Below are 25,990 nucleotides of genomic sequence, written 5' to 3'. Positions count from 1 at the left end.
TGGCTCTTTTTCTACCTTTCCAATCATATAATAAGCATCATCTGTCTGTCTATCTGAAATTTTTATTCCCGGACTTAACCGAAAAGCGGGCGTTAGAGGTAAGATAAACACCGGCAATAACAAAAATCCCGCCGAGGAGCTGGTACGGTGTAACCGTTTCATTCAGCAGCAAAAAGGCAAAGATCAATGTGAAAATAGGCATAAAATTCATAAAAACCGAGGCTCGGCTCGGCCCAATTATGCTTACGCCTTTGCCCCAAAAGACCAGACCAAAAACCGCAACACAGATAACGTAGATGATTGCCACCACCAATCCCCAGGAGACGGTCTCCAGTGGATGAGCCTGGTATTGAACAATCCCGAACGGAAGAAAATAAACCGTTGCAATTAAAGAAGCATAGGTTGTTACATAGAGGGCCGAGCTTTGAACAGTCGGGTTTTTGGAATAGATCGTATAGAGTGCCCAGCATGTGGCTGCTAAAAACATTAAAATATCGCCAATATTAAAGGTCAGCGTTGTAATCAACGCCCATGACCCTTTGGTGATGACCCAGCCGACACCTAAAAATGATATCACGACACCCAAAATCTGAATGACACTCAGTTTTTCTTTTATAATGAACCGGGAAAGAATGATAATGATCATGGGCGTCGCCGCATTAATCAGCGAGCCATTAATAGCTGTCGTATAGGTTAGCCCCGTATATTGCAAAATATTGAACCCGAAAAGCATGAGTCCTAGAAAAATAAAGGTGAAAATCCCTTTGGCAGATAATAGTTTCCCCGTTGTCATTTTGAGAACAATAACTAAAATGATTGCTGATAGGACCATACGAATAGTCGCACCGGCTAAAGGGGACATTGCCTGTACGATATAGCGGGCGGCTACCCAATTGCCGCCCCAGAGCGCAACCGCGCCGATAAGCAGGACATAGGCCAACAAATTACTTTTACTTTTCAACTGAATCCACCTTTTCTCTGTCTATTTCACATATTGAATTTCAAAAACGATTGATTACGATTTATAATAACATAATACAATCTTATGTAGAATAGCCCGGATTAATTACCCAAAATACGCTGCCGCGGTGCCTTGAAGGATATAAGAGCTGAAAGTGGTATTGTGCAGGCGAACCGGCCCCAAATACGAATAATTGCTTACTTATTAAAAGAACGGTATACTAATGTATAATATGCCTAGATCACCGAATCGCCTTATCACCGTATTAAATAATGCTCTCTTTTACGTTTTCTATATTGCATTTTTAATATTAAGTTTTGTCCACTTGTTAACTTTGTACCTTTTGTTTAATTAAAATAAATAATTAAATAATAAATAATGGCGGTGAATATTTAACAATGGACCAATTTCTGACGGACTACTTCAAACGGATCAACTATACCGGCAGCACCGATGTTTCCAGTGAAACACTCTATGGCCTACATACCTGCCATACCCTCAATGTCCCTTTCGAGAATCTGGACGTCTATAACCAAAAACCAATTTTCCTGGACAAAGAATCGCTGTATAAGAAAATCGTCCACAATAAGCGAGGCGGTTACTGTTTTGAAATGAACGGATTATTTTCTTTCGTTCTGAAAGAACTTGGCTTTAAGGTCACGGACCTGCTGGCCAGAGTTCATTACGGCGATACCTTTGGACCGAAAGTGCATCAGGCGCTCCTGGTGGAAATCCAAGACGAGAAATGGCTTGTTGATGTGGGATTTGGGAGAGACGGTATTATTGCCCCGCTCCTGATCCAGGTTGGCATTGACCAGCAGCAATTTACTCAAACTTATCGTCTGCTTACCGATCCTGAATTTGGCTTTGTTCTTCAAATAAAGATTGGGGACAACTATTGCCCGATGTACGCCTTTAAGCCAGAAGCGTGTTATCCCGTTGACTTTATGGTATCCAGCCATTTTACGAGTACATCTCCCACTTCAATATTTGTCATAAAAATGTTTTGCACGAAGCCAACCCCGGAAGGAAGAATCACCTTAGTGGGTGATACATTGAAGGTGACAACAAACGGTCAGGTCTTCGAAAGCACGATTGAAAACGAAGCGGAATATCATCGGTTACTCAAAGAATACTTCGCACTGGATTCGGATAATGTGGATGTAAGTAAAATGTTCTTAGCTGAATGAATGGGTTAATTCAATACTGGGTAGCAATCATCGTATCGGGCGTAACAGGGATACGCTTAATAAAACATTGTCAAAAACCCAAGACCTAATATAACGTTTTTCTTAAATTATTTGTGCAATTTTCTTAAAAAGGGCTGTATGTCACAATGAACCGCTCCCCGTCAAGTAGACAATTAAAAAAATAAAACTCTGCTGCCAGTAGGTATAACCTGCTGGCAGTTTTATGCTGCTTGTAAATAACTTTCGTGTTTCTCCAAAGGTGTTAATACACCAAGATTCCTCTGTAATCGTTTGTTGTTATAGTAATCGATATATTCCTCAATCATTTCTACTACAGAGTCTCTGCTGGTAAATCTTTTTCCGTAATAGCGTTCTCGTTTAATAATCCCCCAAAAGCCTTCCATTGGGCCATTATCAATACATTTGGCTATTCTTGACATACTTTGGGTCATTCCAGCTGCTTCAAGCTTCGCATGAAATGCTCTGTTCGTATATTGGAATCCCCTGTCACTATGAAAGATTGGATGTGCGTCCGGATTAGCTTCAATGGCAGCATCAAATGTATCGAATACCAGCGCGTTATTATTAGAATCACGTATAATATATGAAACTATTCGTCTATCGTATAAATCTAATATTGCACTAAGATATAGTTTGTGCTTTATTATTCCAACGTAATACTTGAATTCTGTTACATCTGTAAGCCATTTTTCATTTGGAGCTCCAGAGGTGAATTCTCTATTTAGTATGTTTTCTGCTATATACTGTGGATTGGCTGCCTGTCGTGTACACCCATTGTTTGAATACTTAATGGTGGATTTTATATCTAACTTACGACAAATGCGTAAAACTCGCTTGTCATTCGCTTTTATATTATGATACCGCTCAAGATCATCCTTGATTCTTCTATACCCTTTATCTGGGCTTTCCTCATGAATTCTTTCAATCTCATCAGCGATACGAAGATTTTCTGCTTCGCTTTCAGGTATTTCTCTATGCAGCCACTTATAATATGCTGCTCGTGATACCTTTCCAAACTTACATAGGGTGCTGATCGGATAATTATGTTCTTGGTTTTCTTCTTTTATAGCCTGATATATAAATTCATGGCGAACCAGGCTTAGTCCCGCCTCCTCTCTATCCCCTCGAGTTTTTTTAAGAAAGATGCCTCCATTTCGGCCTGTTCTTTTTCTGCTCTTAAAATCTTATTTTCAGCTCTCAGCTTTTCTAATTCACTCATCTTATCCTGAGACTTTCGCTTCCCCCGATTGTCTCTTAATGCTTCAACCCCATAGACTTCATATTTAACAGTATAGTTACGCACCTGCTGATAGGATACTTGATGTTTTTCAGATGTTTCTGCGTAATTATGATCATGTGCAATGCAATACCGCACGATTTCAACGCGTTCATCGAAAGTGGTTTTTCTTCCTTTGGTCATGATGGTACTTCCTCCTGTTCCAGAAGACCTTAGTTCTTCATGACCATTATACTGTTTTATCCAGCGTTGTAACTTACCTTTTGATCGAATTCCATACTTTTTACAAATATCAGTTTGAGAGCCCAAACCAGCTAAATAATCTTCAACAGCTTGTATCTTAAGTACTTTTGTGTATTTTTTAGTTCCTTTCATTAAGAAAACATCGGCTCCCATGGACTCATAATTAAAAATCCATTGTTGAACAGATGCTAAACTTACATTAAGATCACGGGCAATCTGATTTTGGCTAGTTTTTCCATCTAGATACCGTAATACAGCAGTTAACTTCTCGTTGCTAGATATCTTTCTCTTTGACATAAAATATACTCCCCTCTAAGCAACAAGTTTTTATTATTTCACTTGTCTACCTAGAAGGGAGCATATCACAATACCGGTACTTGACTTTATACCGTATTTTAGTTATCTTTATTACGTAAAAATAAATAAAACTCTTAGGTGCCCATTTTGGGAGAATAGGGAAATCGGTACAATCCGATACGGACCCACCACTGTAAAGACGAGTCCCCGCTAATCCACTGGCGTGTGCTGGGAAGGAGCGTTAGGATGCTTGAGTCTGAGTCAGGAGACCTGCCTAAGAGGAGAAAGTCTTTCCGGGGTTTGGAAAGCGGCGGCGATGAAGGCAAAGTCCCGACCACAGTAACAGTGGCGGGACTTTATTATTTTAGCCCTATAAACATCATCAGTTAACGCCATAAGAATGCCCGAGACTGACTCTATAACCAAATACTTTTAATGGAGGTACTTTAATGAACGATCTTACGAAATTTCATGGCCTGCACAATCTAAAAACGGCAAACGAACAGGAATTAGAAAACGCCCTGCTCGAACTCACCAGTGGCATAACAGCCCTCGATACCGAGGCCATGGCCGCTATGCAGAACCGGGTGGACGCCAAAATCAAGCCCCTCGGGAGTTTAGGCGTCTTGGAAGACATAGCCCGTCAGCTGGCCGGTATCTACGGCACAGCAACACCAAAAATTAATAAGAAGGCTGTTCTTCTCATGGCCGGAGACCACGGTGTTACGGAAGAAGGCGTCAGTGCCGCACCCCAGGAAATCACCAAACAAATGTTCTACAGCTATCTTCGGGGTGGAGCAGGTATCAATGTTTTGGCTAATAGTGCCGGGGCGCAAGTGATCTGCACCGATATTGGGATTGCAACCTCTTTGGATCGACCTGAGCTGATGGCTTACCGAGTCAAGAACGGAACAAACAATATGGCCAAAGGGCCGGCGATGACACGTCAGGAAGCTATACAAGCACTTTTAACCGGCGCGAAAATTGCTTCTGAGGCGATAGCATCCGGCATTAACGTCTTGGCAACCGGAGAAGTCGGTATTGGCAATACAACCCCCAGCGCCGCACTCATTTCCGTATTTACAGGCCATTCCGTAGAAGATGTCACCGGCCGCGGCACTGGCTTGAAAGACGATGCCTTGATCAATAAGCAAAACGTCATCAAATGCGCCATAGAAATCAATCATTGTGATCCGGCTGCGCCAATCGATACCTTGGCTAAAATAGGCGGTTTAGAAATTGCCGCTCTTGTCGGTGCGATCCTCGAAGCAGCTTACCAGCGTGTACCTATCGTTTTGGACGGAATCATCTCTTCAGCGGCCGCTTTGACTGCCACCAAGCTGGCTCCCCTCTCGACATCCTATATGATCGCATCGCATAGTTCCGAGGAACTCGGCCAACATCTGGCTCTGCATCAACTTGGGCTCAGACCGCGTCTTGATATGCATATGCGGCTCGGAGAAGGAACCGGAGCCGCTCTGATGTTCCCCATTATTGAAACCGCCCTTAAGGTTGCTGATGAGATGGCCACATTTGCGGAAGCAGCCGTGACCACCGGTGACTTCTAAACAATACCTTTAAGTAGAAAAACACGATTGTTTCTTTATCGCTTGTTATGCGTAATCCCTTGAATTAATGTGAAATGGGTAAGTGTTGGTTCCTTCTAACCGGAGCCCGCTTACCCATTTCTCGAGGTGTACTGCAATAGAGTACGTCCTCCTTTCAGCTATAACCCCTCATCTTTCGTTGAATATCTCTAATCCAACTTCAGATTCATCGGTGTTTCCTCCATAGGCTATTCCTATCGGATATGGCATATGGAAGGATTTCGCAATGGGAGTCTTTAATTCCTGCTTATCTAAATCGTCTTCTTTTGAAGGAGTGGATGTCTGAAATCGTCTTTTGATTCTCGGAATCCGTTTGGACCTCCTTAAACCAATTCACCACACTAGCCTTTAGGCTGCTCAGAGAACAACACATACCCTTCATCGATAAACTATTTTGCATCAGCAGGTCACCAAGAGCCATTGCTCCGATTCTATGGGGCAACCCTCTTACTCAGGCGAATCCTTTTCGGAGTGTATCACCAGCGTACTATAGATCGAATATTCTGTCAATAGTCTTTTCGCCCGATTTACTGCTACAATTTGACCGGATATCTTAAATTATTCTGGCAAGTGTATAGAAAACCCATGAACATCATGTTAAAATTAATTCATATTTGCCCATTACAGCAGGATTTTTTTTAAGACAAGGCGGAAGATTGATACATACCGAGCGTAAGGCGAATAACGTCCACGGATGGACTAATACCGCGGTCACCATGGATGGAGAAGGAGCGGTAAGACAACGCAGTATTAAAAGAAATCTGACGTCAGGATAAATAGGATTTAGGGTTAACATGGTACTGCATGAAAAGGAAATTAATGTTTTCTTTCACATGATTCGATATATATAGTAGTAAATTTATACACAAAGGTGAAATGACAATGGACATATTTTTAATTATCGGCTTAGTGCTCGGTTGTCTCACGGTCATCGTCGGTATGATTGTCAAAGGAGCCAATATTGCAGTATTGTTAAATCCTGCGGCTGCCATTATCATCATCATCGGAACCATTGCTGCGGTTATGAATTCCTATCCCCGTAGTGAATTTTTAAATGTCCCGAGAGTACTGGGGGCGGCCTTTCGTGAAAAGCAGCAGCAAGATCCTGTTAAGCTAATCGAAATGATCACGGAATTAGCTCAGTCAGCACGAAGAGACGGCCTTTTATCACTGGAACAAACGATTGAAAGTATTGAAGATCGCTTTTTACAAAAAGGCTTGACTCTTGTTGTCGATGGACTGGAACAAGACTATATCCGCGAAATTATGGAAACGGAAATCGATAATATGGAAGAACGCCATAAGGCGAATGCCGCGATATTCTCTACGGCAGGCGGCACTGCTCCTACCCTTGGTGTTCTTGGTGCTGTCGTCGGTTTGATTGGTGCCATGGGTTTTTTAGATGATACAGAAAAATTAGCCCATATGATTGCCGCTGCTTTCGTTGCGACACTTTTTGGAATTTTTCTGGGTTATGTTGTTTGCCATCCGATAGCGACACGACTGAAACGAAAATCGCAAATCGAGACCCGCAATATGTATTTGATCCTGGAAGGTGTTATTGCCCTGCAGGCCGGTGAAAATCCAAGCAGCATAAAAATGCGGCTTACCGGCATGCTCGATCCGAAGTCCAGAAAGAAAATCGAGGATAACGAAAAAGCAAAACAAGGCAGTGCGGAATAACTATGGCGAAAAAGAAGAAACACGACGAAGAACATATGGATGAGACCTGGCTTCTTCCCTATTCTGACTTGCTGACACTCATGTTGGCTCTATTTATCGCGATGTTCGCCATCAGCCAAGTTGATAAAGCAAAAGCGCAGGCGCTGGCCGAAGCTTTTCAAGGCATTTTTAACGGCCAAGCGAGCCTTATGGAAAGTGAAGGCAGTTCGGTGATTGAGCAAGGAGATCCTGCCCCTACGGATGTAAAGGTCATCGAGCAAGATATGATGCAGGAGCTCAAAGAAAAGCTTGAAAAGGAAATCAGCCAGAGCGGCTACCAGGATAAAGTGAAAGTCCACCTCGATAAGGAAGGACTGGAGATCGTCATTCAGGACGTGATGTTATTTAATTCCGGAGATGCTCAAGTACTTGACAATGTTTCCAGATTACTCTTGGAAATAGCCAAACTGTTAAATACCACCGATAACTACATCAAGATCGTGGGGCATACGGATGACCGCCCGATCCACAATTCCCAATTCCGATCGAATTGGGATCTTAGTGTTATTCGCGCCATCAATGTTATGAATTATTTAGTAGTTCAAGGCCAAGTTAAGCCCGAACGGTTTACTGTACAAGGATACGGGCAATATTCCCCTGCTGCCGATAATCTGACCGAAGAAGGCCGGGCTAAAAATAGACGCGTGGAGATATTTTTGATCCGAAAGTATCCGATAACAGATAGTAATCCGATAACAGATAATGATAATACGAGTTCCAGCGAACCGGTAACCAATAGTTAAGGCAAGGCAGCTGATTAATGCTTTTTCGGTTTAATACCTGGCTTTGCCTTCCCCTTAAGATAATAGTCTTTTGAAGGCACACCGGCTGAAATTGGCTGATGTGCTTTTTTATTGTCTGAATTGAGTTCTTCGAAATTACGAATATATTTATGCGTTATATTCGGGTTACTCGTTTTACGGGATTGAATTTCAAATTGCTTTAGTGACGCGATCAGCGGTGTTAACTTGAGATGCCCGTAATTGCGGGTATCAAAGTCCGGATAACGCCTATTCAGCTTAATCCCGACCTCACCAAGAAAGGCCCAGCCATCTTCATCAGAGCTTTCCGTCACAATGGTCCGGATCGCATCGATAAGTTCTTCAATGCTGGCCATACCCTCTTGTGGTGTTCCGCGGCCATTGATCACTTTTTCTTCTTGTACTTCATAGGGTGCGGCGGGAACAGCCAATACTTCCAGGTACTTGAATTTTTCACACGCCGCGATAAAGGGCTGGGGTGTCTTTTTCTCTCCCATACCGACAACATACATACCGGCTTCACGCAAACGCGAAGCTAAACGGGTAAAATCACTGTCACTGGAAACAATGCAAAACCCGTCGACGCTTTTGGAGTAAAGAATATCCATAGCATCGATAATCAATGCGGAATCCGTCGCATTTTTTCCACTGGTATAGCTATATTGCTGAATCGGAGAAATTGAATAATTGAGCAGGACTGTTTTCCAGGAAGTCAGATTCGGCTTGGTCCAATCACCATAGATCCTTTTATAGGTCGGCGTCCCATGGTTGGCGATTTCATCAAAAATATACTTGATATATTTCTCAGACACATTATCGGCGTCGATCAGCACTGCAATTTTTTTATCATTTTCCATCAGTTTAATTCCCCATCTCTTTATTTCCTTTACTGCCTATCTATTATACCATAAATTTACCAGAAAAATCGAAAGTATATCATACGCTGAAACGGGACGGGGGGACAAAGGGGACGGGGGACAAAGGGGACGTAGACCTTTGTCTCCTAAAAAGGGGACAAAGGTCTACGTCCCCTTTGTCCCCCGTCAACTCATCCGTCAGTGTATTGAAGCTATACTTAGGGGATTGTTACCCCATCCCAAATCGGCAGAGCTGCAAAGATAATCAATGCCCGGAGGGTGAAACCACCCACAAGAACAGCGATGTCCGTTACTTTTACCAGATAGGTATGATGAATGGCTTCCGTTGTCTGCTTGGCTGTGCGGCGATGCTGGATCAGGAATACAACCAGTGGGAAAACAAGACCGAGGGCTATGAAATAACCCCAGAACGCCAGCGCGTAAACACCGGAAATGAGGAACTCAGCCGAGTCTTGGCCAACGGACCCATTCCCACCTGTAGCCATCAGCGTAATGAAAACCACGACGACAATGAGTTCCAGGACCATCAGAACAATATGAAAGAATCCTTCCTTACGGTGGCCAGTCTTCCCTTTCTCGACACGGGCAGCAATCAAGGATGTCAGTGAGAGTCCGGTGGACAATGCTGAAAGTACAAAGAGGACAGGCATGAGCCACGTGTTCCATAAAGGTACCGCACCAATCACGGCGAGCAGCATACCGGTGTAAGTTCCTGTCGCTAAAGCCAAGATGGCTCCTGCCCAGGAAAGGATTTTAGGAGCAGATATCTTACGGAATACACAAAATCCTTTGATCAGTCCGACGACAATGAAGAGCGCCAGGATATAAACACCCCAGGTCATCACCGAGTTCAGATTAAACAAGAGTCGAACCAGCAACCACGGTTTAGATAACCCCTGACCTAAATCGAAAACAAGCAGGACTGTGCCAATTGCCACAATCGGTGCGGCAAGATAATATCCGGCTCGCTGGAGATTCGAGTTGGCTCCCAGCCAGCCTCTCTCGGCTGCAAAGGACGTGAGATAGGCTCCGGCTCCAAGTCCGCCTAAAAATAGATAGATAACGATCATCCAATGCCAATGCATTTCCATCAGCTAATAACCTCCTTCATTCGCATTGATTCCTTATGGTTTTGGGATAATCACCAGATTGGGTTTGGTTAAATCCGGATTAGGCAAACCCTTCACTTGGGATACCCCACCCTCAGTCTTACGCAGTTCGCTCATTTTTCCGTAATGTAACGCATCTACCGGACAGGCTTGGACGCACGCCGGCATTTCACCTTTATCCTGTCGTTCATAGCAAAAATGGCATTTACTGATTCGGCCTGTTTCCTCGCTGAAGCGCGGTGCATGATAAGGACAGGCATACATGCAATACTTACAGCCAACACAAATCTCACGATTATGAATAACGACCCCGTCTTTTTCCCGTTTTGTATAGGCGCCAACCGGGCAGACCGTCAGACATGCCGGGTTATCACAATGATTGCAGCTCATGGATAAATAGGCTTCACTGCTCTTGCGCGCCAATACCTTTCGCCATTCCACTCCGGGTTCCCATTTATTTAGATCTTTACAGGCTGCCTGACAGCGTCGGCAGCTGACACATTTGTTTTGATCATGGAGGAATCCGATTTGTTCCGGATTTTTAGGCAATGTTGTTTCTGCCTGCGCCGGAATCCGGGTGAACAAGCCTGAACCAACCACGGCAGCTGTCGCCGTCGCCATAGCGCCTATTTTTAATGCCTTTCTCCGGCTGATTGTTCGATGTTTGAATTTATCCATCGTGTTGTCCCCTTTCTTATTTTTTCCGTTTATCCAGTATGACCGCTCCGCTAATACAAACGAAGGCTAACCCCAAACCGCCGCCAAGTAGTCCTGTATTAGCTTCTCGTTTTACCGGTTCATATGGAAGCGGTGTATAGGCAGGCGTATGGACAATAACAGATGCACCCGATTCGGCGTCAGTGGCTTCACCGCCTTGGGGAGCACCGCTTGCCGTATCCGGCGTGGATACGGTTGTTTCCGCAATAGCGCTTGCCTCCGGATTTGGCGAATCCACCGTCGCTTGCAGACTGAACGGTGTGTATATCAGCAGTCCGATGGTGAGTAGACTAAGATAAATTAGTTTCTTCATAGTTTCCCTCTCCTCTCTTTGGGATAGATCAACAATTGATTCATTTCTTTTGATGCAATTTTATTTTTATCTATTTCTTTATTTTTGGAGTTGGTAGGAGTCATTGGTGATTTCAAAGTTATCGGACGTTATGCCGGATGAACCATAGACTTTTTTATCATCTGTAATGAATATGGCTTCTGTTTCCGGTAGTTTTTCAATCATGGCCATACCTTCTTCCAGGCCCAACATATAAATCGTTGTCGATAAGGCATCCCCATCAATGGAATTGCGAGTCACAATGGAAACGCTGACCAGGGAATTATCCTCGGGATAACCAGTAAACGGGTTTAATAAATGGTGATAATGCTTGCCTTCGGCTATAAAATAACGTTCATACGTTCCTGACGAAACTAATGTCTGATGGTTCAGGCTGATGATCCCGATATAATCTCCGCGCGGTTTATACGGGTCCTGCACTCCGATCCGCCAGGCACTGCCGTCGGGTTTCGTGTTCAGGGTCAAGACATTGCCGCCCAAATTGATTATGGCATGCCGGATGCCTGCTTCGGTTAATATTCGGCCCGCTTCATCGCCAGCGTAGCCTTTGGCTATCGCTCCCAGATCGACGATCATGCCACGCTTAGCCAGTTTGGCGGTAAGTGTCTCTTTATTCAATAGCAGATACTGTGAACTGATCTGTGGCAATCGACTGTCTATAGCGGCTTGCTCAGGCACGACGGTTTGTTCCGGCGTAATGTCCCAAAGCTTAACTAAGGGTCCGATCGTCACATCAAACTTGCCGCCGGATAAATCTGCGTAATATTTTGCTTTCTCCATTACATAGAAAGTATCCGGACTCAGTTGGACATAAGAGTCTCCGGCGGCGGTGTTCAGCTTGATGATCTCACTTTCAACAGTATCTTTATTAATTGTCATTCTGTTTTCGATCTCAGCGATGCGGGCAAAGACCTTCTCAAAAATTGCCGGGTCTTTAACTTCATCATATATCGTAATTTTACAGACCGTACCCATCAGAAATTGTGTTTCTGACGTAGGCTCCTGCTCCTGCTTATTGATTGACTGTGCTGAACACCCGGTTAATAAAACAAGCAGTGAGAGAAGCACGATGAAAAATGTCCTGTAAACTGTTTTTGAGCACATCATGTGACAATGCCTTTCTAGCAAAAATGAATAATAAAGGGGGCAGCCGATATACACTGCCCCTCTTCTGCCCTGGATGGCATCATTGCCAATCCCTTACGTGTCGCGAAGCCGCGATGGCTAAGAGCGACGACTATATCCGTTAATGTTACTTTTACTCACTGTTTGGTTAATTACTGTTGGATAGATTCTTTATCATTTGCAATTATTTAGCGTTGGCTAAAGCTTCCTGAGCCAAGGTGAAAAATTCACTGACATGGATGGAAACGCCTGCGATATCATCGGTATGACCTTCTGCATCTTTATAGTTGATTTTAGAAGGATCCTGGGTACTGAGGAGATAGGCTTCTGCTTTCTGAGCTTGAACATGCCAGTCAGCTTGAGCGCCGCCATTCTTCACCATGGGATATCCGCCCGATTTGGAAAGAGCATCTTTATCCGGATCATCTTCCTTTTCTGCAATCGCGTCCCAATCCGCACCAACAATAGTACCGTTAACAACAACGATATTGACGGCAGTTTTGAAACCTTTTTCAAAAGCTTTATCTTGGGCATAGTAGATACCGTCTTTATACGCACCTTTAGCTACCGGTGTACCTGCTAATGCTTTCTGGGCCAGTTCAAAGAATCCGTTGACATGAATGGATACACCGGCAATATCGTCGGTATGTCCTTCATTATCTTTGTAAGCAATCTTTGTTGGATCCTGAGTTTCGATGAGATAAGCGGTTGTCTTACTCGCTTGCTCATGCCACTCGGCTTGGGCACCGCCGTTAGCAACCATCGGGTATTGACCGTCTTTGGAAAGTGTCAATTTGTCTTTGCCACCATTAATAGTGAAGGCATTCCATTCGGCAGAAACAATCTTACCTTTTTTGACTTCTAATTTGACAAAGTACTCATACCCTTTTTCATACCCGTCACCCTGTGCGTAATAGATTCCGTCTTTGTACTTGCCCTGCTGTGCAGAACCGCAAGCTGCCAGTGAAAAAATTAACAGCATACTGAATACAATAATTGCAGCTTTTTTAACCATTATTCTTCCCCCATTCCCTATTTGTGTATTCTTTCACACACATTCGTGTATACAGTGTAACATGGGGGAAAATAGATGAGTATTCTGACTTATGTCCCTGCGACTAGGTACATTTGTCCTTAATGCCAATGATTATTCAATCCATTACTCATTCAGGTTTTTCTTTCTGATCCAATAGCTTGCTGCTTCGGTACGGTTGGTCACATTCAGCTTCCGAAAGATGGTGCTGATGTAATTGCGAACTGTTTTTTCTGAAATGAGTAGAAGTCTGGCAATTTCCTTGTTTGATTTGCCTATGCTGACCATGTCCATAATTTGTGTTTCCTTGGTACTTAAGACAGTTTCTTTGGGTATGTTTTTTTCTGGTGGTAAAATAATTTGCTGCAGAATACTTTCAGTGACTGAGGAATCAAGAATGGAATTCCCTTCATAGACTTTTATAATGGATTGGATTAATTCTTCACTTTTAATGTTTTTCAAAAGATAGCCTGATGCTCCGGCTTTGAGCGTCTCTATAATGATATGGTCTTGCGAATACGCGGTTAGAATAATGATCTTAATCGACGGGTATCGACTTTTAATCGTCTGACACCCCGTAATACCGTCGCTGTCAGGCAACTTAAAGTCAAGCAAGAGAACATCGGGGCGTTGTTCTGCCAGGATCTCCATTGTTTCCCGAAGGTCTTTGGCCTCACCAATGATCTGTATATGCTCATCTGAACCTAAAATTAGTTTTAGGCCGTCACGGACAATGCTGTGGTCATCCACGATCATAACGCGAATTTTATTTTTTTCCATTTTTTAATTCCTTCCATGGTATTTCAACCTCAAGCAGCGTGCCTGTCATTGTCCTTTCGATCGTAAACGTGCCTCCGATCTGCTCCGCTCTATCCTGCATACCGCGTAATCCAAAGTGACTGTTGGGATCTTGATTTTTAAGATGAAAGCCAATGCCATTATCAGTCACCGTAAGATAGATATGATCCTGCCGCGATTCTATCAATACGTCAGCTTCAGTGGCACCCGCGTGTTTCATGACATTGGTCAGGGCTTCCTGAATAATATAATAAATCTGGGTAGCATAAATAGGCGGCAGATATCCGGAGGTATAGGGTGATATGCGGCAGGATATGGTGATGCGTACCTTTTGATCCGGATTCAGCTTTGATGCTAGTTTGTCCAGGCTTTCTTTTAAATTGTTTAAAGAAATCATGTCATGCGCATCTTCCGAGATGAAACTGCGGATCTTGTCAATACTGCTGTTAAGATCGCGTTTTATCTCCTCAAGCAGCTTGTCGCACTGTTCATCCGATTTATGTCCGGATAGATACTCCACTTTTAACCCGGCAGCGAACAACTCCTGAATAATGCCGTCATGAATCTCAATTCCCAGTTTTGATCGCTCTTCAGCGGCAATACGCAGTTTTTCCAAGCGGTCGATTTTCTCTTCCTGTTCCCAAGTAAATGTATCAATCACTTTAACCAGCAGTAATAAAATGACAAATCCGACCAATGCTTTGATAATTAATGGCGCCAAAGAAAAGGAAGCCCCCAGCAGATCTTTATTAATGACATTCGCAGGAAAAAAGTCGGCCTTTGAGACTAAAAGACCCTCGATGAAACCGTAGATGACAAAAACCCAGGCCAGATTCTTATAGGGGCTGGATATTTTCTCTGATTTCGTCTTTTTAATGTAAGCGGCATTGATATATAAGGCCACCGCAGAAATCATACAACTTAAAAATCCAAGGATATAGCGCAGAGCAAAGACAGTATAAATGGGATGATAGATATGATACGCCGCACCGAATCGTATGATCAACCCCGAATAACCAATCAGACAAATAACCAGGAGTATAACGGGTAGTTTAAGTACGAATCGTCTGTCTTTTTCTCTCATTGGCAACAGACTAAGTCCAAAATAAAGCAGAAATGTAAATGAAATAGCTTTAATAACACTATTTGTATTATAAACCGGCACGTAATAGTGCGGATGGCAAATCTCTAACCGAATAATCATGGAGAGCCATTCACCGACGCCGTGAAATATACCAAATAAGCCCAGATACTTAATCGACTTGACGATAGACAGGTTAATGATGCGAGAGTCTCTTTGCACGATGGCAAATAGACCCATTGTGATCATGGCAAAACCGTATATAAGATAAAGGAGAAATTCAGCCAGTGTCAATATAAATCACACCTTTGCCTTAATACTCTGTAACACCTAATCCCTTACATTATCGCAAATACTAGTACAACGTTCGCTAAATCAATAAGTAAATCTGTAAAAAAATAATAGTGTCTGGGGTTGGTCTGGTTGCCACAGTTCCGCTTTCGGCAGATTGCGCCCTCCATGGCTTTGCCGCTCCTGCACCCTCCATGGTGCCCGCGGCATTAGGTCATCCGTGACCGTCACAGCCGCGCTTCGCTATCCGTGCTTCGCTTGGCGCCGGAACTTGTGGCACCCAGACTGATTTGAGGTATTAAAAAATGTAACAAGGAAGTGCACAAAGATTTAGAGATCGTTGTACTAGTTATTACCGAAGTCAAATTTCAATTTACCATTGGCAGCATCACTCCAGATGAGGGAAGCCGTAAACGGTTTTCCGCTCTGAGACACAAATCCTTTGATTAATGGAGTTTTTCCTTTCTTCAAGAGACTTTTGATTTGTGTTCGTGTCAGGACCTTTCCACATATCGGCGTTTTCCATACAACAAAGCGACAGCCGCTTTTCCAGTTGGAGCAGCCGTATCCTTTATGGCCTTCAATAATCTCTGATCCGCAGCTGGGGCACATGCCTAAAGAGTCTTTCGCTTGATTATCTCTATCAACGTTATTCTTTTCGTTATGAATCTCAATATTCTTGGTATCAGAATGTTTTCTTTCTTTTTGTCCAGCTTTTTCGATATCAGGACGAACTTCATTTTGAGTTCCAGTCGAAATTTGCTGTTTTTCTCCCTGACTGGTGACTTTGCCTCTGCCTACATCTTTTTCTCTTACTTTACGTTTATCTTTGACTGAAACTTGTTTGCTCTTTTTTTCAGTTGATTTTTTGCGTTTATCAGACTTAATCGGTGCCAGAGCCAACGGCGTTTTGCCATGTTTTCTTTCATAACTCCGCAGTTCATTTATAATCCGGACAACCGCTTCCTCAACTTCGCGCATGTAACTAGCTAAAGCCAACTTACCCTTTTCCACTTGGGCCAAGTGGTATTCCATCTGCCCGGTCATTTCCGGACTGATCAGCAGCGATGCCTCTTTAAGTCTGTCCTGAATCAGAGATATAAGTTGGGTGCCTTTGTCGGTAGGCCTTAACGTTTTTTGCTCTTGGCTGATATAGCCGCGTTGGATAAGGTTCTCGATAATTGCGGGTCGTGTGGCCACTGTGCCAATCCCTTTACCCTTCATTTGCTGCCGCAGCAAATCATCTTCGATCTGCTTACCGGCCGCTTCCATCGCTTTGAGCAAATCTCCCTGGGTATAGCGTTTCGGAGGCTTTGTGCTTTTTTCTTCGCACCGGACCTCTTTGGTCAGAACATTATCACCCTGTGCGAGTTGCGGAAGCGATTGGACTTCGTCTTTCTCATCATTCTTCTCTTCACTATCGTAGACTTTCTTCCAGCCGGGACTTAACAAGGTTTTGCCCTTTGTCTGGAAATATTCACCGGTAGTGACGGTAATGATTTCCGTCTGCTCAAACTCAGCCGGCGGGAACCATACGGCAAGAAATCGACGGGCAATTAAGTCGTAGATATGGCGCTCGGGATCAGAAAGTTTTCGGGGATCGATCTTCTCCGTTGTCGGAATGATGGCATGGTGGGCGGTAATCGTATTAATAATGCGCTTGCCGGTGGGTACGCCATAGCCTGACGCTTCATCAACATATTCCAGATATGGCTCGTGCTGCAGCGCCATGAGATGATTTTTTAATTTGGGGATCATATCCTTGGATAAATAAACGCAATCCGTCCTTGGATAGGTAATTGCTTTCTTTTCATAAAGAGATTGGGCTAATTCCAGTACTTTTTCGGCACTATACCCATGCTTTTTAGATGCGGCAACAGTCAAGCCGGTCAAATCAAAGAGAAGCGGCGGGGGTTCCGAAAACTTCTTCCGATTCGTTTTAGCCACATTACCAATCTGACCCAGGGTTTTATTCACGATATGTTCCGCTTTCTGCCTGTCTGTCAGTCGTTTATTTTCAGACTCGGGATCAAACCAGTGGCCGCTGTATTCCCCTTGTTCTCCGGCAAAAAGAGCCACGACATCGAAATATTCTTCCGGAACAAATTGTTCAATTTCCCATTCCCGTTTAACAATCAAGGCCAGCGTCGGGGTTTGAACACGCCCAATGGATATGACATTCGGTTTTTTACGAAGGGTATCAAAGCTGCCGAATAAGGCGGTAAACCCCTCTGTCAGGTTCATGCCAAAATCCCAGTCTGCGTAGGCACGGCCATAGCTGGCCGATGCCAGTCCCCGAACATCGCTGGCATCCAGCAAATTGCTCATCCCTTCCCGGATTGCTTCCTTGGTCAGTGATGAGATCCAAAGCCGAAGCAGTGGTTTATTACACCCCACTTTATCCCAGACTTCCTGGAAAAGCAGCTGCCCCTCCCGATCAGCATCGGTGCCGCAAATTACGGTGGATACCTCGTTTGCCTGCAGCAGCTTTTGTAATACCTGATACTGTTTACTCGTTCCTGCCTTAACCTGATGACGAAAATCGCCGATTCCAGGAAGAACAGGAAGACGCTGCAAACTCCAGCGTCTCCCTACACGGTCGAGATCCATATAGGCTTCCGGTTTTTCTAATTCCAGAAGATGGCCAACACACCAGGTAATGATGTATTGATCGTTTTCCAGATACCCCTGTCCTTTTTTATTCACGTTAAGGGCGGCAGCATATTCTCTTGCCTGAGCCGGTTTTTCGGCGACGATTAAAATTCTAGCCATTGTAAGTTCTGCTCCCTTACCTGTAAAGCCTTATTATTTCGTTTATTTATTGATTATAATTTAATATTTCTCTTTTGACTAGTGACGATCTGCACATGAAATCCCTTTCGGCTTTGCCTCACAGTGGCAGCCATAAAGCTGAAAAATATCAGCGACCATATCCCCACTGTCAGCAAAATACCCAGGACAATTCGCCAAACTGCCGGCCATAACACGGGACGGCTGAGAAAATAGAGCACATAACCGATGACCGAACCGATTTGAGCATGTAACGTTGGTGTCGGTAACCCTTGAATAAGCAACACCAACTCCGCCGGCGGGAAAAAGTAACAAAGGCTAACGGCTAACAAAAGAATAAAGAACAAATTGATCAAATACATGATCATGGTTGCTCCCGGAGATATCCGCATCTTCGGATTATCGGGGTTATACCGACAATTAGTAATCGAGTAAAATAGTCCGATGGCGCTGGATCCCATACTGATCAGGAAAGCAGCGAATGCCAAGAGGATGATAAATCCTGGTGACAAGCCGATAGCCACCGATGTCCCTACGAGCAATGCCTCCATTAAAAGAAGTGTGGGCAAAACGACAGCAATCAATTTTCCCCAGACAATTGGCCACCCCGCAAGGGGGACGCTGTTTAACAGCCATTCCGATTCAGCTTCTTTACCGAAGGCCTGCAAGGCTAAATTGCCGCTGAACATAATCGTGTACATGATAAGAACGGTAATCACGGTATATTGACTGCCATTGGGATTCGGTGAATAAATAAACTGAAGTATGAAGAAAGCCATGATAATAAGAGGGACAAGGATGTTAAACCATTCTCGGGTATCCCGTTTCATTGCCAGCAAGTCCTTTTTAGCTATCGCCCACATCCCGACTAACGACGACGTCTGTGCAGCTGTTCCTTCCAGCATAGAAAGAGATGTTCGCGGATGTTGCTCATTCTCTTTGTAAGCGGTAGGAGTTGTGTGGCGTGCTTTACGACGTCGGGGTCCTTCCCCTTGACTCACGGCAATATAACCTCGCCGAAAACCGCGATCTAAAAGTACAAGGGCTAACTGAAACATGCCCACACCGAGCAGGATCATCAGCAGGCTCCAGCCGATGCCTCCGCCTATATTCCCGGCAAGGCCATGGGTGAGCGACAGTGAGCCCCATCCCCAGGGGAAAAAGCTCATGATATGTATCAGCGATTCCTGTCCGTTTAACCAAGACCCTATTTCAATACTCCCTTGGTTGGCTAGAAACAGGCTGGGAATTTGAAAAATCAAGGCAATCAAAACGCCGGACATCGCCGCAATAAAACCAATGGCTTCTTTACTGCGATGAGGCGGCACGATACTCATCACCAATAAATTGACAAGCATGGCGAGGGCCGTACCGATTATCCACAAGGCTAAACCCGATAATAACAGCAGCAGATAATAAAATCCTCCCGCGTTATGGGTCAGTCCGCAGATAACACCGGGCATAAATATAAACAAAATCACGGGTAATAGATTTGTCACAAACACCGACAGCGATTTAACGATAAAGATGACTTTGATCGGGATCGGGGTCATAAACAAAAGCTCTAAATCATCCGTCATATACAGCGCAGCAAACGCTGCCGCTATCCCGAAAAACATCTGGGTGGCTATACCGATCATAAACACTAACGACAAAAATCCCTGCACCATGTCATAAGGTATGTTTTCCAGAAAATTCTTCGCCATAAAAGCGAAGGAGAGGAAAAATAATACGATAAACAGGGTCATGACGGCCATGCCGATCAATGTTCTCTTTGGTGTGTGTTTTAATTTGTTTCGGTAAACGCGCAGTTGGCTTCCAAGCAATAACCGAAAATCTTTGAGCATAGACTGTTCACGCAGTGGTGTTTTTAACGGAGGCGGAAGGATCAGTCTCATCAGAACGCGTCCTCCTTTAAACTGTCAATCAGTGCCGCATTTTCACTATCCCCTGTCAACTCCAAGAATATGTCCTCCAGGCTTTCCCCGCCGTGACCTGTCTGACGCCGCAATTCATCCGGACTGCCCTGGGCGATGAGAGACCCCTTCATGAGTATACCGACCCGGTGACACATCCGTTCTGCGATCTCCAGAATATGCGTTGATACAAAAACAGCGACCCCCTGCCTGGCCATATCCTGCAGGATATCTTTCAATAAACGGGCACTCGCCGGATCAAGTCCTACCGTCGGTTCATCCAACAGGATGACGCGTGGTTGATGGATCATCGCCGCCGCCAGGACAATCTTTTGCCGCATACCGTGGGAATACCCTTCCAGTAGTTCGTCACCGCGGTGTCTCATCTCAAATAGTCCGAGCAAATCCTCGGTTCGTTGTCTGGCTATTTCTTTCGGCACCCGATAAAGAGCCGCCATGAGGTGAAGAAATTCGCGAGCGGTTAGTTTATTGTACAGTTTCGGCTGATCCGGAACATATGCAATCATGCCTTTAGCCTGTGCCGGTTGTTTTTTCATACTGTACCCGCAGATCGCCACGGTTCCCTCACTGGGATCGAGTAAGCCGGTCAGCATTTTAATCGTTGTGGTTTTTCCCGCACCATTTGGCCCCAAGAATCCATATATTTCACCGGCTTTAATTTCTAAATTCAGATGATCGACGACGGATACAGATCCATACCGTTTCACTAAGTTTGTGGTCTTTATTAATACTTCCTCCATTTGATTTCTCCCCTTCGTCTCTATAAGGTTAATATTTTTCCTTTCCCTGTCAAATCAATAGCATCGTATGATCAGCACCATTAATTGCCAAAGGACATTGATATTCTCGTACCGGAACCTTAATTTTTGATTAAAGAATACCCCAACAAGCGGTTTGAAAAATGAAATAACCAATAAATTCTATTATTTGACTAAAAAGAATCCAGTTAGGAAAAAATCAACACATAAGGAGCTTTTAACCTTATAATTAATAAAGGAGTTTATTTAGATGCTTGAAAATTATAACGTGGGTGAAAACCTCAATGCGATTCTTGCTAAACTGGAAAACTTTTTCCAAACCAAGACGGTGATCGGTGAACCGATAAAAATTGGGGAAATAACCCTTGTGCCTTTTATTGATATAACCTTTGGCATGGGCAGCGGCGGCAATGGCAATACCGGGCAAAAATATCATGATAACGGCACTGTCGGCGGCGCGGGCAGCGGCGGTCGTATATCCCCGTCAGCTGTGCTCGTTATACAAGAAGGGCATGTTGAACTGCTTCACATCAAGCAAAGTAAAGGGCTTGATAAGCTCATTGAAATTATCCCGGATATTATTGAGAAAACAAAAGAATATAAGGAAACAAGCGACACGGAAGAAGTCCGAATAGAAATACATCCAAACTAAACAGGTCTAAATTAGCTGGCATCAAGAATCTCAAGAGAAGATTATTTATAATTCAAATAAGGTAATCATATTCAATAAAAAAAATGTGGTGTCCCCATACTAATTAATTATTGTCTGGCGGCACCACATTTTTTCAATTAGGTTTGGGGTAAATTAGAATAAATTAGAGTATGCATTGATCGATGATTCCAATAAGCTGCTCGATCTCCGGCTTGGTAATTTGGGCATAAGCACCGAGCATCTCGCCTTTTCTTTTTAACTCCGGATTGATCATTGAGGAGAAAATAACGACGGGGAGTTCCTTTAACTGCGGGTGCTCTTTTATCCTTTTGGTTAAGTGATGTCCATCCATTTGAGGCATCTCAATATCCGTGATGACTAACTGTACCTGTTTCAGAATCGGTTCTGCTAAAGAGACCATCTCCGTTAACTTATTCCAGGCTTCCTCTCCATTTTCATTGGACAAAACATGATAGCCGGCCGTTTGGAGCGTTCTCTCCAGGAGCATCCTCAAGGTAAACGAGTCTTCGGCTATCACGATCGTTTTTGTGCGCCGAATGTCTTCCAATCCTGAAGCAGCAGGAATAACTGATAACCGTTGATTCACCGAAGGGTCAATATCCGATATTATTTTTTCGAAATCCAGCAATACTATCATTTTTTCATTAAGCTTAACAATGCCAACCGTCATTTGTGAACCGGCTAAACTCGATACCGGCTCCATCTGAGTCCATGAGACTTTATGAATCTGATTGACAAAATTGACATTAAAGCTAATAATATCTCCATTTATTTCACATACAATAATTTGCTTCTCTTGCTGTTCCCCGGTTAACGATGCTGATTCTTCACCGTCAAGAGTTCCAAAATTATGCTCCAGACACCTGGACAAATTAATCACAGGAATAATCTGATCACGTAAGGAAAATATACCATCAATATAGTGATGGGAACCAATAACTGGGGTGATCTTGACATGACTGATCACTTCTCTGACTTTAGCAACATTAATGCCATAGCACCTTCCGTCAACCAGAAATTCAATGATCTCAAACTCATTCGTTCCTGATTCCAGTAAAATTCCGTTATCTTTTTGCATATTTGTCTCCTAAAGTTAGTAAATCTTATAATTGGTGTTTATTCTTATATTTTCGATAAAAAAATAGAGAATCCTTCAAGCTGCGTACGATACATCCTATTTTATACTATTTTCTAATGCCTTACCTTTCTCACCCTGCGGAGTTTGCCTTTGATCGGTGTTGACTGCAGTGTTTCAAGCACTAAGTCCCCTTTATTATTTAATATCTCGACATAGGCAGAAACATCTTGGATACTAATAATGCCGATATCCGAGGCGGACATCCCTGGAATATTGCTTATCGTACCGACAATATCAACAGGACGCATTTTAGATTTCTTTCCGGCATTGATATGCAGCTTAACTATCTCAGCGTTTAACGATTCTCCTTTGCCGGATTTACTTTCCGGAACAAGCAGCAGTTTCGCCGAAAACTCGGCTTCTGCTTCCCTAACACACTCCTTGGAAGGTCTCTCTTTTAATGGGACAGCCTTACCGAGATAGGAGTCTATCTCCAGCCAACGCCTTTCATCTTCGTCGGTGACAAACGTAATCGCTTTTCCGTACTTATCGAGGCGCCCGGTTCGTCCGATTCGGTGCACATAATTCTCATCTTCTTCCGGTAAGTCATAATTGATTACCAGCGAAATATCATCAACATCAATTCCCCGCGCCGCGACATCCGTAGCGATCAGATAGCGGAAAAACCCCTGCTTATAATCCTTCATGACACTGAGTCGATGTCCCTGTTCCATACCGCCATGTAGTTTAGCACAAGAGTAATTCAATGCTTTTAACTCGGCATACACTTCGTCCACTTGATGCCGGGTATTGCAGAATATCATACAGCTATCCGGATTTTCGACGATAATAACTTCTTTCAGGAGTTTTATTTTTCCTTGAGGAATCACGGCATATCTCTCTTGAATGATCCGATCCGTGACCTGACTCTCTTCGTGGATGTCCACCCGGATTGGGTCTTTCATTTCACTCATACATAAACTTAAGATATCTGCGGGCATCGTTGCTGACAATAAGACAGTGACGCGGCGCTCGGGCAAAGCGTGGATAATCGTTGCCGTCTGCTCCAGGAAACCCATTTTCAGGAGCTCATCAGCTTCATCGATAACAAGATAGCGAATATTTGAGGTATCCAATGTTCCTTTTTCGATATGGTCAATTAAACGCCCTGGGGTCCCTATCACCATATGTGTTTTTTGTTTAAGTTCCCTTTCCTGGTGATAGAACGACGACTTGCCATGAACTGCCGCCACTTTGATGCGTTTGAAACGACCTATCTGAAATACATCATCCTTTATCTGTATCGCTAATTCACGGGTTGGCGCTATGATTAACGCCTGGGGTTTATTCTGTTCCCAATCGACACACTCGCAAACCGGTATCGCATAAGCTGCTGTCTTCCCGCTGCCTGTCTGTGATTTGATGACAACATCTTTCTGTGCCAATATCAAAGGAATAACTTCCTGTTGTACTCTGGTTGGCTGGTGATAACCAAGTAAGGTGATCGCTTTAAGTAAAGCAGGACTTAATGGATAATTATTAAACGAAGTGTCCGCCATGACCGATCCCATCTTTCTAGTTTTCTCTAAACACAAATGAAAATACTCTCCTTAGCGCAAGCAGATAATCAAATCTGGTTGCATAAGGAGAGTATACCATGTTTAAGCGAATGAGACCTAATACATTACATATTCACAGCCATCGTATCAACATCGTTAACTCTTCTGCTGTCAAGATGCTTGATGACCTTGATAATAGTTGCCGTTGACGTCGTTTGTCTGATTACCTTTACTTCTCTGGAGTTTTCTCCGAATAAAATCCGAAGGATAACCGCAATTTCATTTTTCAGGGCGGTCAATTTGTTCTCTTTTGCCACACCATGTAAGTCACAGGCTGCAAGCTTCTCAACATCAGAACATAATTTGTTAAGTTCAGTCCAAATACGCATAAAAAAAATAACCTCTTTCTATTTCACATCGATAAATAAGGAGTTATACAAAAATATATCCGATTTAACTTTCATAAAATCATATATCAGTAAAATTCTCCGCAAATAATTATATAGATTATTCTATCTGTTGTCAATGTATAATTAATTATTTTTTATAAGCCGGGCTCTGGTAATCGCGCTTTTTCCGTATTTCTGGTTGACATTGTCGATGACCTTGGTCAATGTCTCTTTTTCTTTTTGGGATTCGCCGAACAAGGAAAGCTGCTCGGGCTGATCTGTCAGATTATGCAGCGCGATACCGATCAGTCTTAACGGCTGCTTCAGCGACAGTGCCCGCAACAAAGCAGCGGTTTCACCATAAATCACATCATCCAGATTAGTTGCTTGAGGCAACGTCACTGAACGGGACAATGTGCGAAAATCATGGTACCGCACTTTCAAGGTTATCGTTCTCGCCTTTAAATCGTCACGCCGCAGCCTTCTACCAACATCAAGGGCCAGCTCGAGCAAAACTTTTTCTAAGACGTCTCTATCGTCAATATCGGTGGGAAATGTCGTTTCCCGGCCTATCGATTTCGCTGCCCTTTCTGTTTCCACCGGACGATCGTCCATGCCTCTGGCCAGTTCATACAACTGTTCACCCATAATCCCGAAAAGCCTTGTTAAGGTATTTAACTCAAGTGCACGCAGGTCTTTGACCGTTTTTACTCCCATTTGATGGAGTTGTTCCGCAGTTTTTTTGCCGACTCCCCACACCCGTTCTACTTTTAAAGGATCTAAGAATTCCTTTATTTTATCGGGTGGTACGACAACAAACCCATCCGGTTTACGCAAATCGGAAGCGATCTTAGCCAGAAATTTATTGCAGGCAACGCCAACCGATGCTGTCAATTGAAGCTCGTCACGTATCCGGCGTTTAATCACAGCGGCAATTTCCTCGGCAGAACCAAATAAGGTGATGGACCCTGTCACATCCAAAAAAGCTTCATCCAGAGACAATGGCTCGACTAGCGGCGTGTACGTCTGGAATATTTCCCTAATTTGCAGTGATACTTCGCTGTATTTACGCATGTTGACCGGAAGGAATACAGCTTGCGGGCAGCGACGATGAGCCTCCGTCAACGGCATTGCCGAGTGAATACCAAAGCGGCGCGCTTCATAGGAGGCAGCAGAAACAACGCCTCTGCTGTTGGGTCTGCCTCCGACAACGACCGGCTTCCCCTTGAGTGTCGGCTCATCCCGCTGTTCCACAGAAGCGTAAAAGGCATCCATATCGATATGCACGATTTTTCGGTTATTACAGTGTTTATTCATATCCTGATTATATCACGAACGTCATCCGATATTAATATGAGCAGAACGTAGCAAGGTATCTAGCCA

Annotated in this window: 23 protein-coding genes and 1 riboswitch; of the genes, 5 read left to right on the top strand and 18 right to left on the bottom strand. The window is 43.8% G+C overall.

The window, feature by feature from the left end; all coding sequences use genetic code 11:
• Positions 1-49: 49 nt before the first annotated feature.
• Positions 50-961, bottom strand: coding sequence for a DMT family transporter (locus tag LPY66_RS11095; protein ID WP_337984401.1), 912 nt, complete (start codon positions 959-961; stop codon positions 50-52).
• A gap of 398 nt (positions 962-1,359) precedes the next feature.
• Between LPY66_RS11095 and LPY66_RS11090 the strand changes: the two genes are divergently transcribed.
• Positions 1,360-2,151: an arylamine N-acetyltransferase family protein gene (locus LPY66_RS11090; protein WP_337984400.1), complete on the top strand. Its 792-nt coding sequence runs from the start codon at positions 1,360-1,362 to the stop codon at positions 2,149-2,151.
• Positions 2,152-2,372: 221 nt separating this feature from the next.
• Here the strand turns inward: LPY66_RS11090 and LPY66_RS11085 are convergent, their stop codons facing one another.
• Together LPY66_RS11085 and LPY66_RS11080 are read right to left on the bottom strand one after the other, a co-directional pair.
• Positions 2,373-3,251, bottom strand: coding sequence for an IS3 family transposase (locus LPY66_RS11085; protein ID WP_337988035.1), 879 nt, complete (start codon positions 3,249-3,251; stop codon positions 2,373-2,375).
• 20 nt (positions 3,252-3,271) lie between these two features.
• On the bottom strand, positions 3,272-3,949 hold the full coding sequence (locus LPY66_RS11080; protein ID WP_337984399.1) for a helix-turn-helix domain-containing protein: 678 nt from the start codon (positions 3,947-3,949) through the stop codon (positions 3,272-3,274).
• Positions 3,950-4,068: 119 nt separating this feature from the next.
• Positions 4,069-4,241: riboswitch (cobalamin riboswitch) on the top strand.
• 157 nt (positions 4,242-4,398) lie between these two features.
• Between LPY66_RS11080 and cobT the strand changes: the two genes are divergently transcribed.
• The 3 genes from cobT (at position 4,399) to LPY66_RS11065 (ending at position 8,021) form a co-directional block, all read left to right on the top strand.
• Positions 4,399-5,517 (top strand): nicotinate-nucleotide--dimethylbenzimidazole phosphoribosyltransferase, encoded by a 1,119-nt coding sequence (gene cobT / locus LPY66_RS11075; protein WP_337984398.1) that lies wholly within the window; start codon positions 4,399-4,401, stop codon positions 5,515-5,517.
• A 921-nt stretch (positions 5,518-6,438) separates the two neighbouring features.
• On the top strand, positions 6,439-7,239 hold the full coding sequence (motA, locus tag LPY66_RS11070) for a flagellar motor stator protein MotA (RefSeq protein WP_337984397.1): 801 nt from the start codon (positions 6,439-6,441) through the stop codon (positions 7,237-7,239).
• Positions 7,240-7,241: 2 nt separating this feature from the next.
• Entirely contained in the window at positions 7,242-8,021 is a 780-nt protein-coding gene (locus LPY66_RS11065; protein ID WP_337984396.1) for an OmpA/MotB family protein, read from the top strand.
• Positions 8,022-8,035: 14 nt separating this feature from the next.
• Here the strand turns inward: LPY66_RS11065 and LPY66_RS11060 are convergent, their stop codons facing one another.
• The 11 genes from LPY66_RS11060 to LPY66_RS11010 form a co-directional block, all read right to left on the bottom strand.
• Complete coding sequence (locus tag LPY66_RS11060) at positions 8,036-8,896, bottom strand: NYN domain-containing protein (RefSeq protein ID WP_337984395.1); 861 nt, start codon at positions 8,894-8,896, stop codon at positions 8,036-8,038.
• A 218-nt stretch (positions 8,897-9,114) separates the two neighbouring features.
• Entirely contained in the window at positions 9,115-10,008 is an 894-nt protein-coding gene (gene nrfD, locus LPY66_RS11055) for an NrfD/PsrC family molybdoenzyme membrane anchor subunit (RefSeq protein WP_337984394.1), read from the bottom strand.
• A 33-nt stretch (positions 10,009-10,041) separates the two neighbouring features.
• The gene (locus tag LPY66_RS11050; RefSeq protein WP_337984393.1) at positions 10,042-10,704 is read right to left on the bottom strand and encodes a 4Fe-4S dicluster domain-containing protein; all 663 of its coding nucleotides are present in this window, start codon (positions 10,702-10,704) and stop codon (positions 10,042-10,044) included.
• Between the two features lie 16 nt (positions 10,705-10,720).
• On the bottom strand, positions 10,721-11,056 hold the full coding sequence (locus LPY66_RS11045) for a hypothetical protein (protein WP_337984392.1): 336 nt from the start codon (positions 11,054-11,056) through the stop codon (positions 10,721-10,723).
• A 78-nt stretch (positions 11,057-11,134) separates the two neighbouring features.
• On the bottom strand, positions 11,135-12,223 hold the full coding sequence (locus LPY66_RS11040; protein WP_337984391.1) for an FAD:protein FMN transferase: 1,089 nt from the start codon (positions 12,221-12,223) through the stop codon (positions 11,135-11,137).
• Between the two features lie 181 nt (positions 12,224-12,404).
• Positions 12,405-13,235 carry a hypothetical protein gene (locus tag LPY66_RS11035; RefSeq protein ID WP_337984390.1) on the bottom strand — a complete coding sequence of 277 codons (831 nt, stop codon included), beginning with the start codon at positions 13,233-13,235 and terminating at the stop codon, positions 12,405-12,407.
• A 144-nt stretch (positions 13,236-13,379) separates the two neighbouring features.
• Complete coding sequence (locus LPY66_RS11030; protein WP_337984389.1) at positions 13,380-14,033, bottom strand: response regulator transcription factor; 654 nt, start codon at positions 14,031-14,033, stop codon at positions 13,380-13,382.
• Complete coding sequence (locus LPY66_RS11025; protein ID WP_337984388.1) at positions 14,020-15,381, bottom strand: sensor histidine kinase; 1,362 nt, start codon at positions 15,379-15,381, stop codon at positions 14,020-14,022. The genes LPY66_RS11030 and LPY66_RS11025 overlap by 14 nt, the downstream gene beginning before the upstream one ends.
• Before the next feature lie 387 nt (positions 15,382-15,768).
• Positions 15,769-18,195 carry a type IA DNA topoisomerase gene (locus tag LPY66_RS11020; protein ID WP_337984387.1) on the bottom strand — a complete coding sequence of 809 codons (2,427 nt, stop codon included), beginning with the start codon at positions 18,193-18,195 and terminating at the stop codon, positions 15,769-15,771.
• Between the two features lie 53 nt (positions 18,196-18,248).
• Complete coding sequence (locus LPY66_RS11015) at positions 18,249-20,111, bottom strand: putative ABC transporter permease subunit (RefSeq protein ID WP_337984386.1); 1,863 nt, start codon at positions 20,109-20,111, stop codon at positions 18,249-18,251.
• The gene (locus LPY66_RS11010) at positions 20,111-20,890 is read right to left on the bottom strand and encodes an ABC transporter ATP-binding protein (protein ID WP_337984385.1); all 780 of its coding nucleotides are present in this window, start codon (positions 20,888-20,890) and stop codon (positions 20,111-20,113) included. The genes LPY66_RS11015 and LPY66_RS11010 overlap by 1 nt, the downstream gene beginning before the upstream one ends.
• 268 nt (positions 20,891-21,158) lie before the next feature.
• Between LPY66_RS11010 and LPY66_RS11005 the strand changes: the two genes are divergently transcribed.
• Positions 21,159-21,560, top strand: coding sequence for a GerW family sporulation protein (locus LPY66_RS11005; protein WP_337984384.1), 402 nt, complete (start codon positions 21,159-21,161; stop codon positions 21,558-21,560).
• 163 nt (positions 21,561-21,723) lie between these two features.
• On the opposite strand, the gene LPY66_RS11000 is transcribed toward LPY66_RS11005, so the two are convergent.
• From LPY66_RS11000 to dinB, 4 genes are all read right to left on the bottom strand, one after another.
• The gene (locus LPY66_RS11000) at positions 21,724-22,659 is read right to left on the bottom strand and encodes a chemotaxis protein (protein ID WP_337984383.1); all 936 of its coding nucleotides are present in this window, start codon (positions 22,657-22,659) and stop codon (positions 21,724-21,726) included.
• A gap of 113 nt (positions 22,660-22,772) precedes the next feature.
• Positions 22,773-24,218, bottom strand: a complete 1,446-nt coding sequence (locus LPY66_RS10995) for a DEAD/DEAH box helicase (protein WP_337988073.1) — start codon at positions 24,216-24,218, stop codon at positions 22,773-22,775.
• A gap of 125 nt (positions 24,219-24,343) precedes the next feature.
• Entirely contained in the window at positions 24,344-24,607 is a 264-nt protein-coding gene (locus LPY66_RS10990; RefSeq protein ID WP_337984382.1) for a hypothetical protein, read from the bottom strand.
• A 144-nt stretch (positions 24,608-24,751) separates the two neighbouring features.
• Entirely contained in the window at positions 24,752-25,924 is a 1,173-nt protein-coding gene (gene dinB / locus LPY66_RS10985) for a DNA polymerase IV (protein ID WP_337984381.1), read from the bottom strand.
• Between the last annotated feature and the right edge of the window lie 66 nt (positions 25,925-25,990).

This window comes from Dehalobacter sp. DCM (genome assembly GCF_024972775.1).
Lineage (GTDB): Bacteria > Bacillota > Desulfitobacteriia > Desulfitobacteriales > Syntrophobotulaceae > Dehalobacter.
The sequence above is the reverse complement of the archived record's forward strand: the minus strand, read 5'-3'. Positions and strand labels throughout refer to the sequence as shown.

Excerpts from the sequence above, each read along its gene's own strand:
- LPY66_RS11025 (WP_337984388.1), bottom strand. The coding sequence starts at position 15,381 with ATGATCACAATGGGTCTATTTGCCATCGTGCAAAGAGACTCTCGCATC.
- LPY66_RS11010 (WP_337984385.1), bottom strand. The coding sequence starts at position 20,890 with ATGGAGGAAGTATTAATAAAGACCACAAACTTAGTGAAACGGTATGGA.
- LPY66_RS11030 (WP_337984389.1), bottom strand. The coding sequence starts at position 14,033 with ATGGAAAAAAATAAAATTCGCGTTATGATCGTGGATGACCACAGCATT.
- LPY66_RS10990 (WP_337984382.1), bottom strand. The coding sequence starts at position 24,607 with ATGCGTATTTGGACTGAACTTAACAAATTATGTTCTGATGTTGAGAAG.
- LPY66_RS11005 (WP_337984384.1), top strand. The coding sequence starts at position 21,159 with ATGCTTGAAAATTATAACGTGGGTGAAAACCTCAATGCGATTCTTGCT.
- LPY66_RS11065 (WP_337984396.1), top strand. The coding sequence starts at position 7,242 with ATGGCGAAAAAGAAGAAACACGACGAAGAACATATGGATGAGACCTGG.
- LPY66_RS11045 (WP_337984392.1), bottom strand. The coding sequence starts at position 11,056 with ATGAAGAAACTAATTTATCTTAGTCTACTCACCATCGGACTGCTGATA.
- LPY66_RS11000 (WP_337984383.1), bottom strand. The coding sequence starts at position 22,659 with ATGCAAAAAGATAACGGAATTTTACTGGAATCAGGAACGAATGAGTTT.
- LPY66_RS11060 (WP_337984395.1), bottom strand. The coding sequence starts at position 8,896 with ATGGAAAATGATAAAAAAATTGCAGTGCTGATCGACGCCGATAATGTG.
- motA (WP_337984397.1), top strand. The coding sequence starts at position 6,439 with ATGGACATATTTTTAATTATCGGCTTAGTGCTCGGTTGTCTCACGGTC.
- LPY66_RS11035 (WP_337984390.1), bottom strand. The coding sequence starts at position 13,235 with ATGGTTAAAAAAGCTGCAATTATTGTATTCAGTATGCTGTTAATTTTT.
- LPY66_RS11090 (WP_337984400.1), top strand. The coding sequence starts at position 1,360 with ATGGACCAATTTCTGACGGACTACTTCAAACGGATCAACTATACCGGC.
- dinB (WP_337984381.1), bottom strand. The coding sequence starts at position 25,924 with ATGAATAAACACTGTAATAACCGAAAAATCGTGCATATCGATATGGAT.
- LPY66_RS11050 (WP_337984393.1), bottom strand. The coding sequence starts at position 10,704 with ATGGATAAATTCAAACATCGAACAATCAGCCGGAGAAAGGCATTAAAA.
- LPY66_RS11080 (WP_337984399.1), bottom strand. The coding sequence starts at position 3,949 with ATGTCAAAGAGAAAGATATCTAGCAACGAGAAGTTAACTGCTGTATTA.
- LPY66_RS10995 (WP_337988073.1), bottom strand. The coding sequence starts at position 24,218 with ATGGCGGACACTTCGTTTAATAATTATCCATTAAGTCCTGCTTTACTT.
- LPY66_RS11020 (WP_337984387.1), bottom strand. The coding sequence starts at position 18,195 with ATGGCTAGAATTTTAATCGTCGCCGAAAAACCGGCTCAGGCAAGAGAA.
- cobT (WP_337984398.1), top strand. The coding sequence starts at position 4,399 with ATGAACGATCTTACGAAATTTCATGGCCTGCACAATCTAAAAACGGCA.
- nrfD (WP_337984394.1), bottom strand. The coding sequence starts at position 10,008 with ATGGAAATGCATTGGCATTGGATGATCGTTATCTATCTATTTTTAGGC.
- LPY66_RS11015 (WP_337984386.1), bottom strand. The coding sequence starts at position 20,111 with ATGAGACTGATCCTTCCGCCTCCGTTAAAAACACCACTGCGTGAACAG.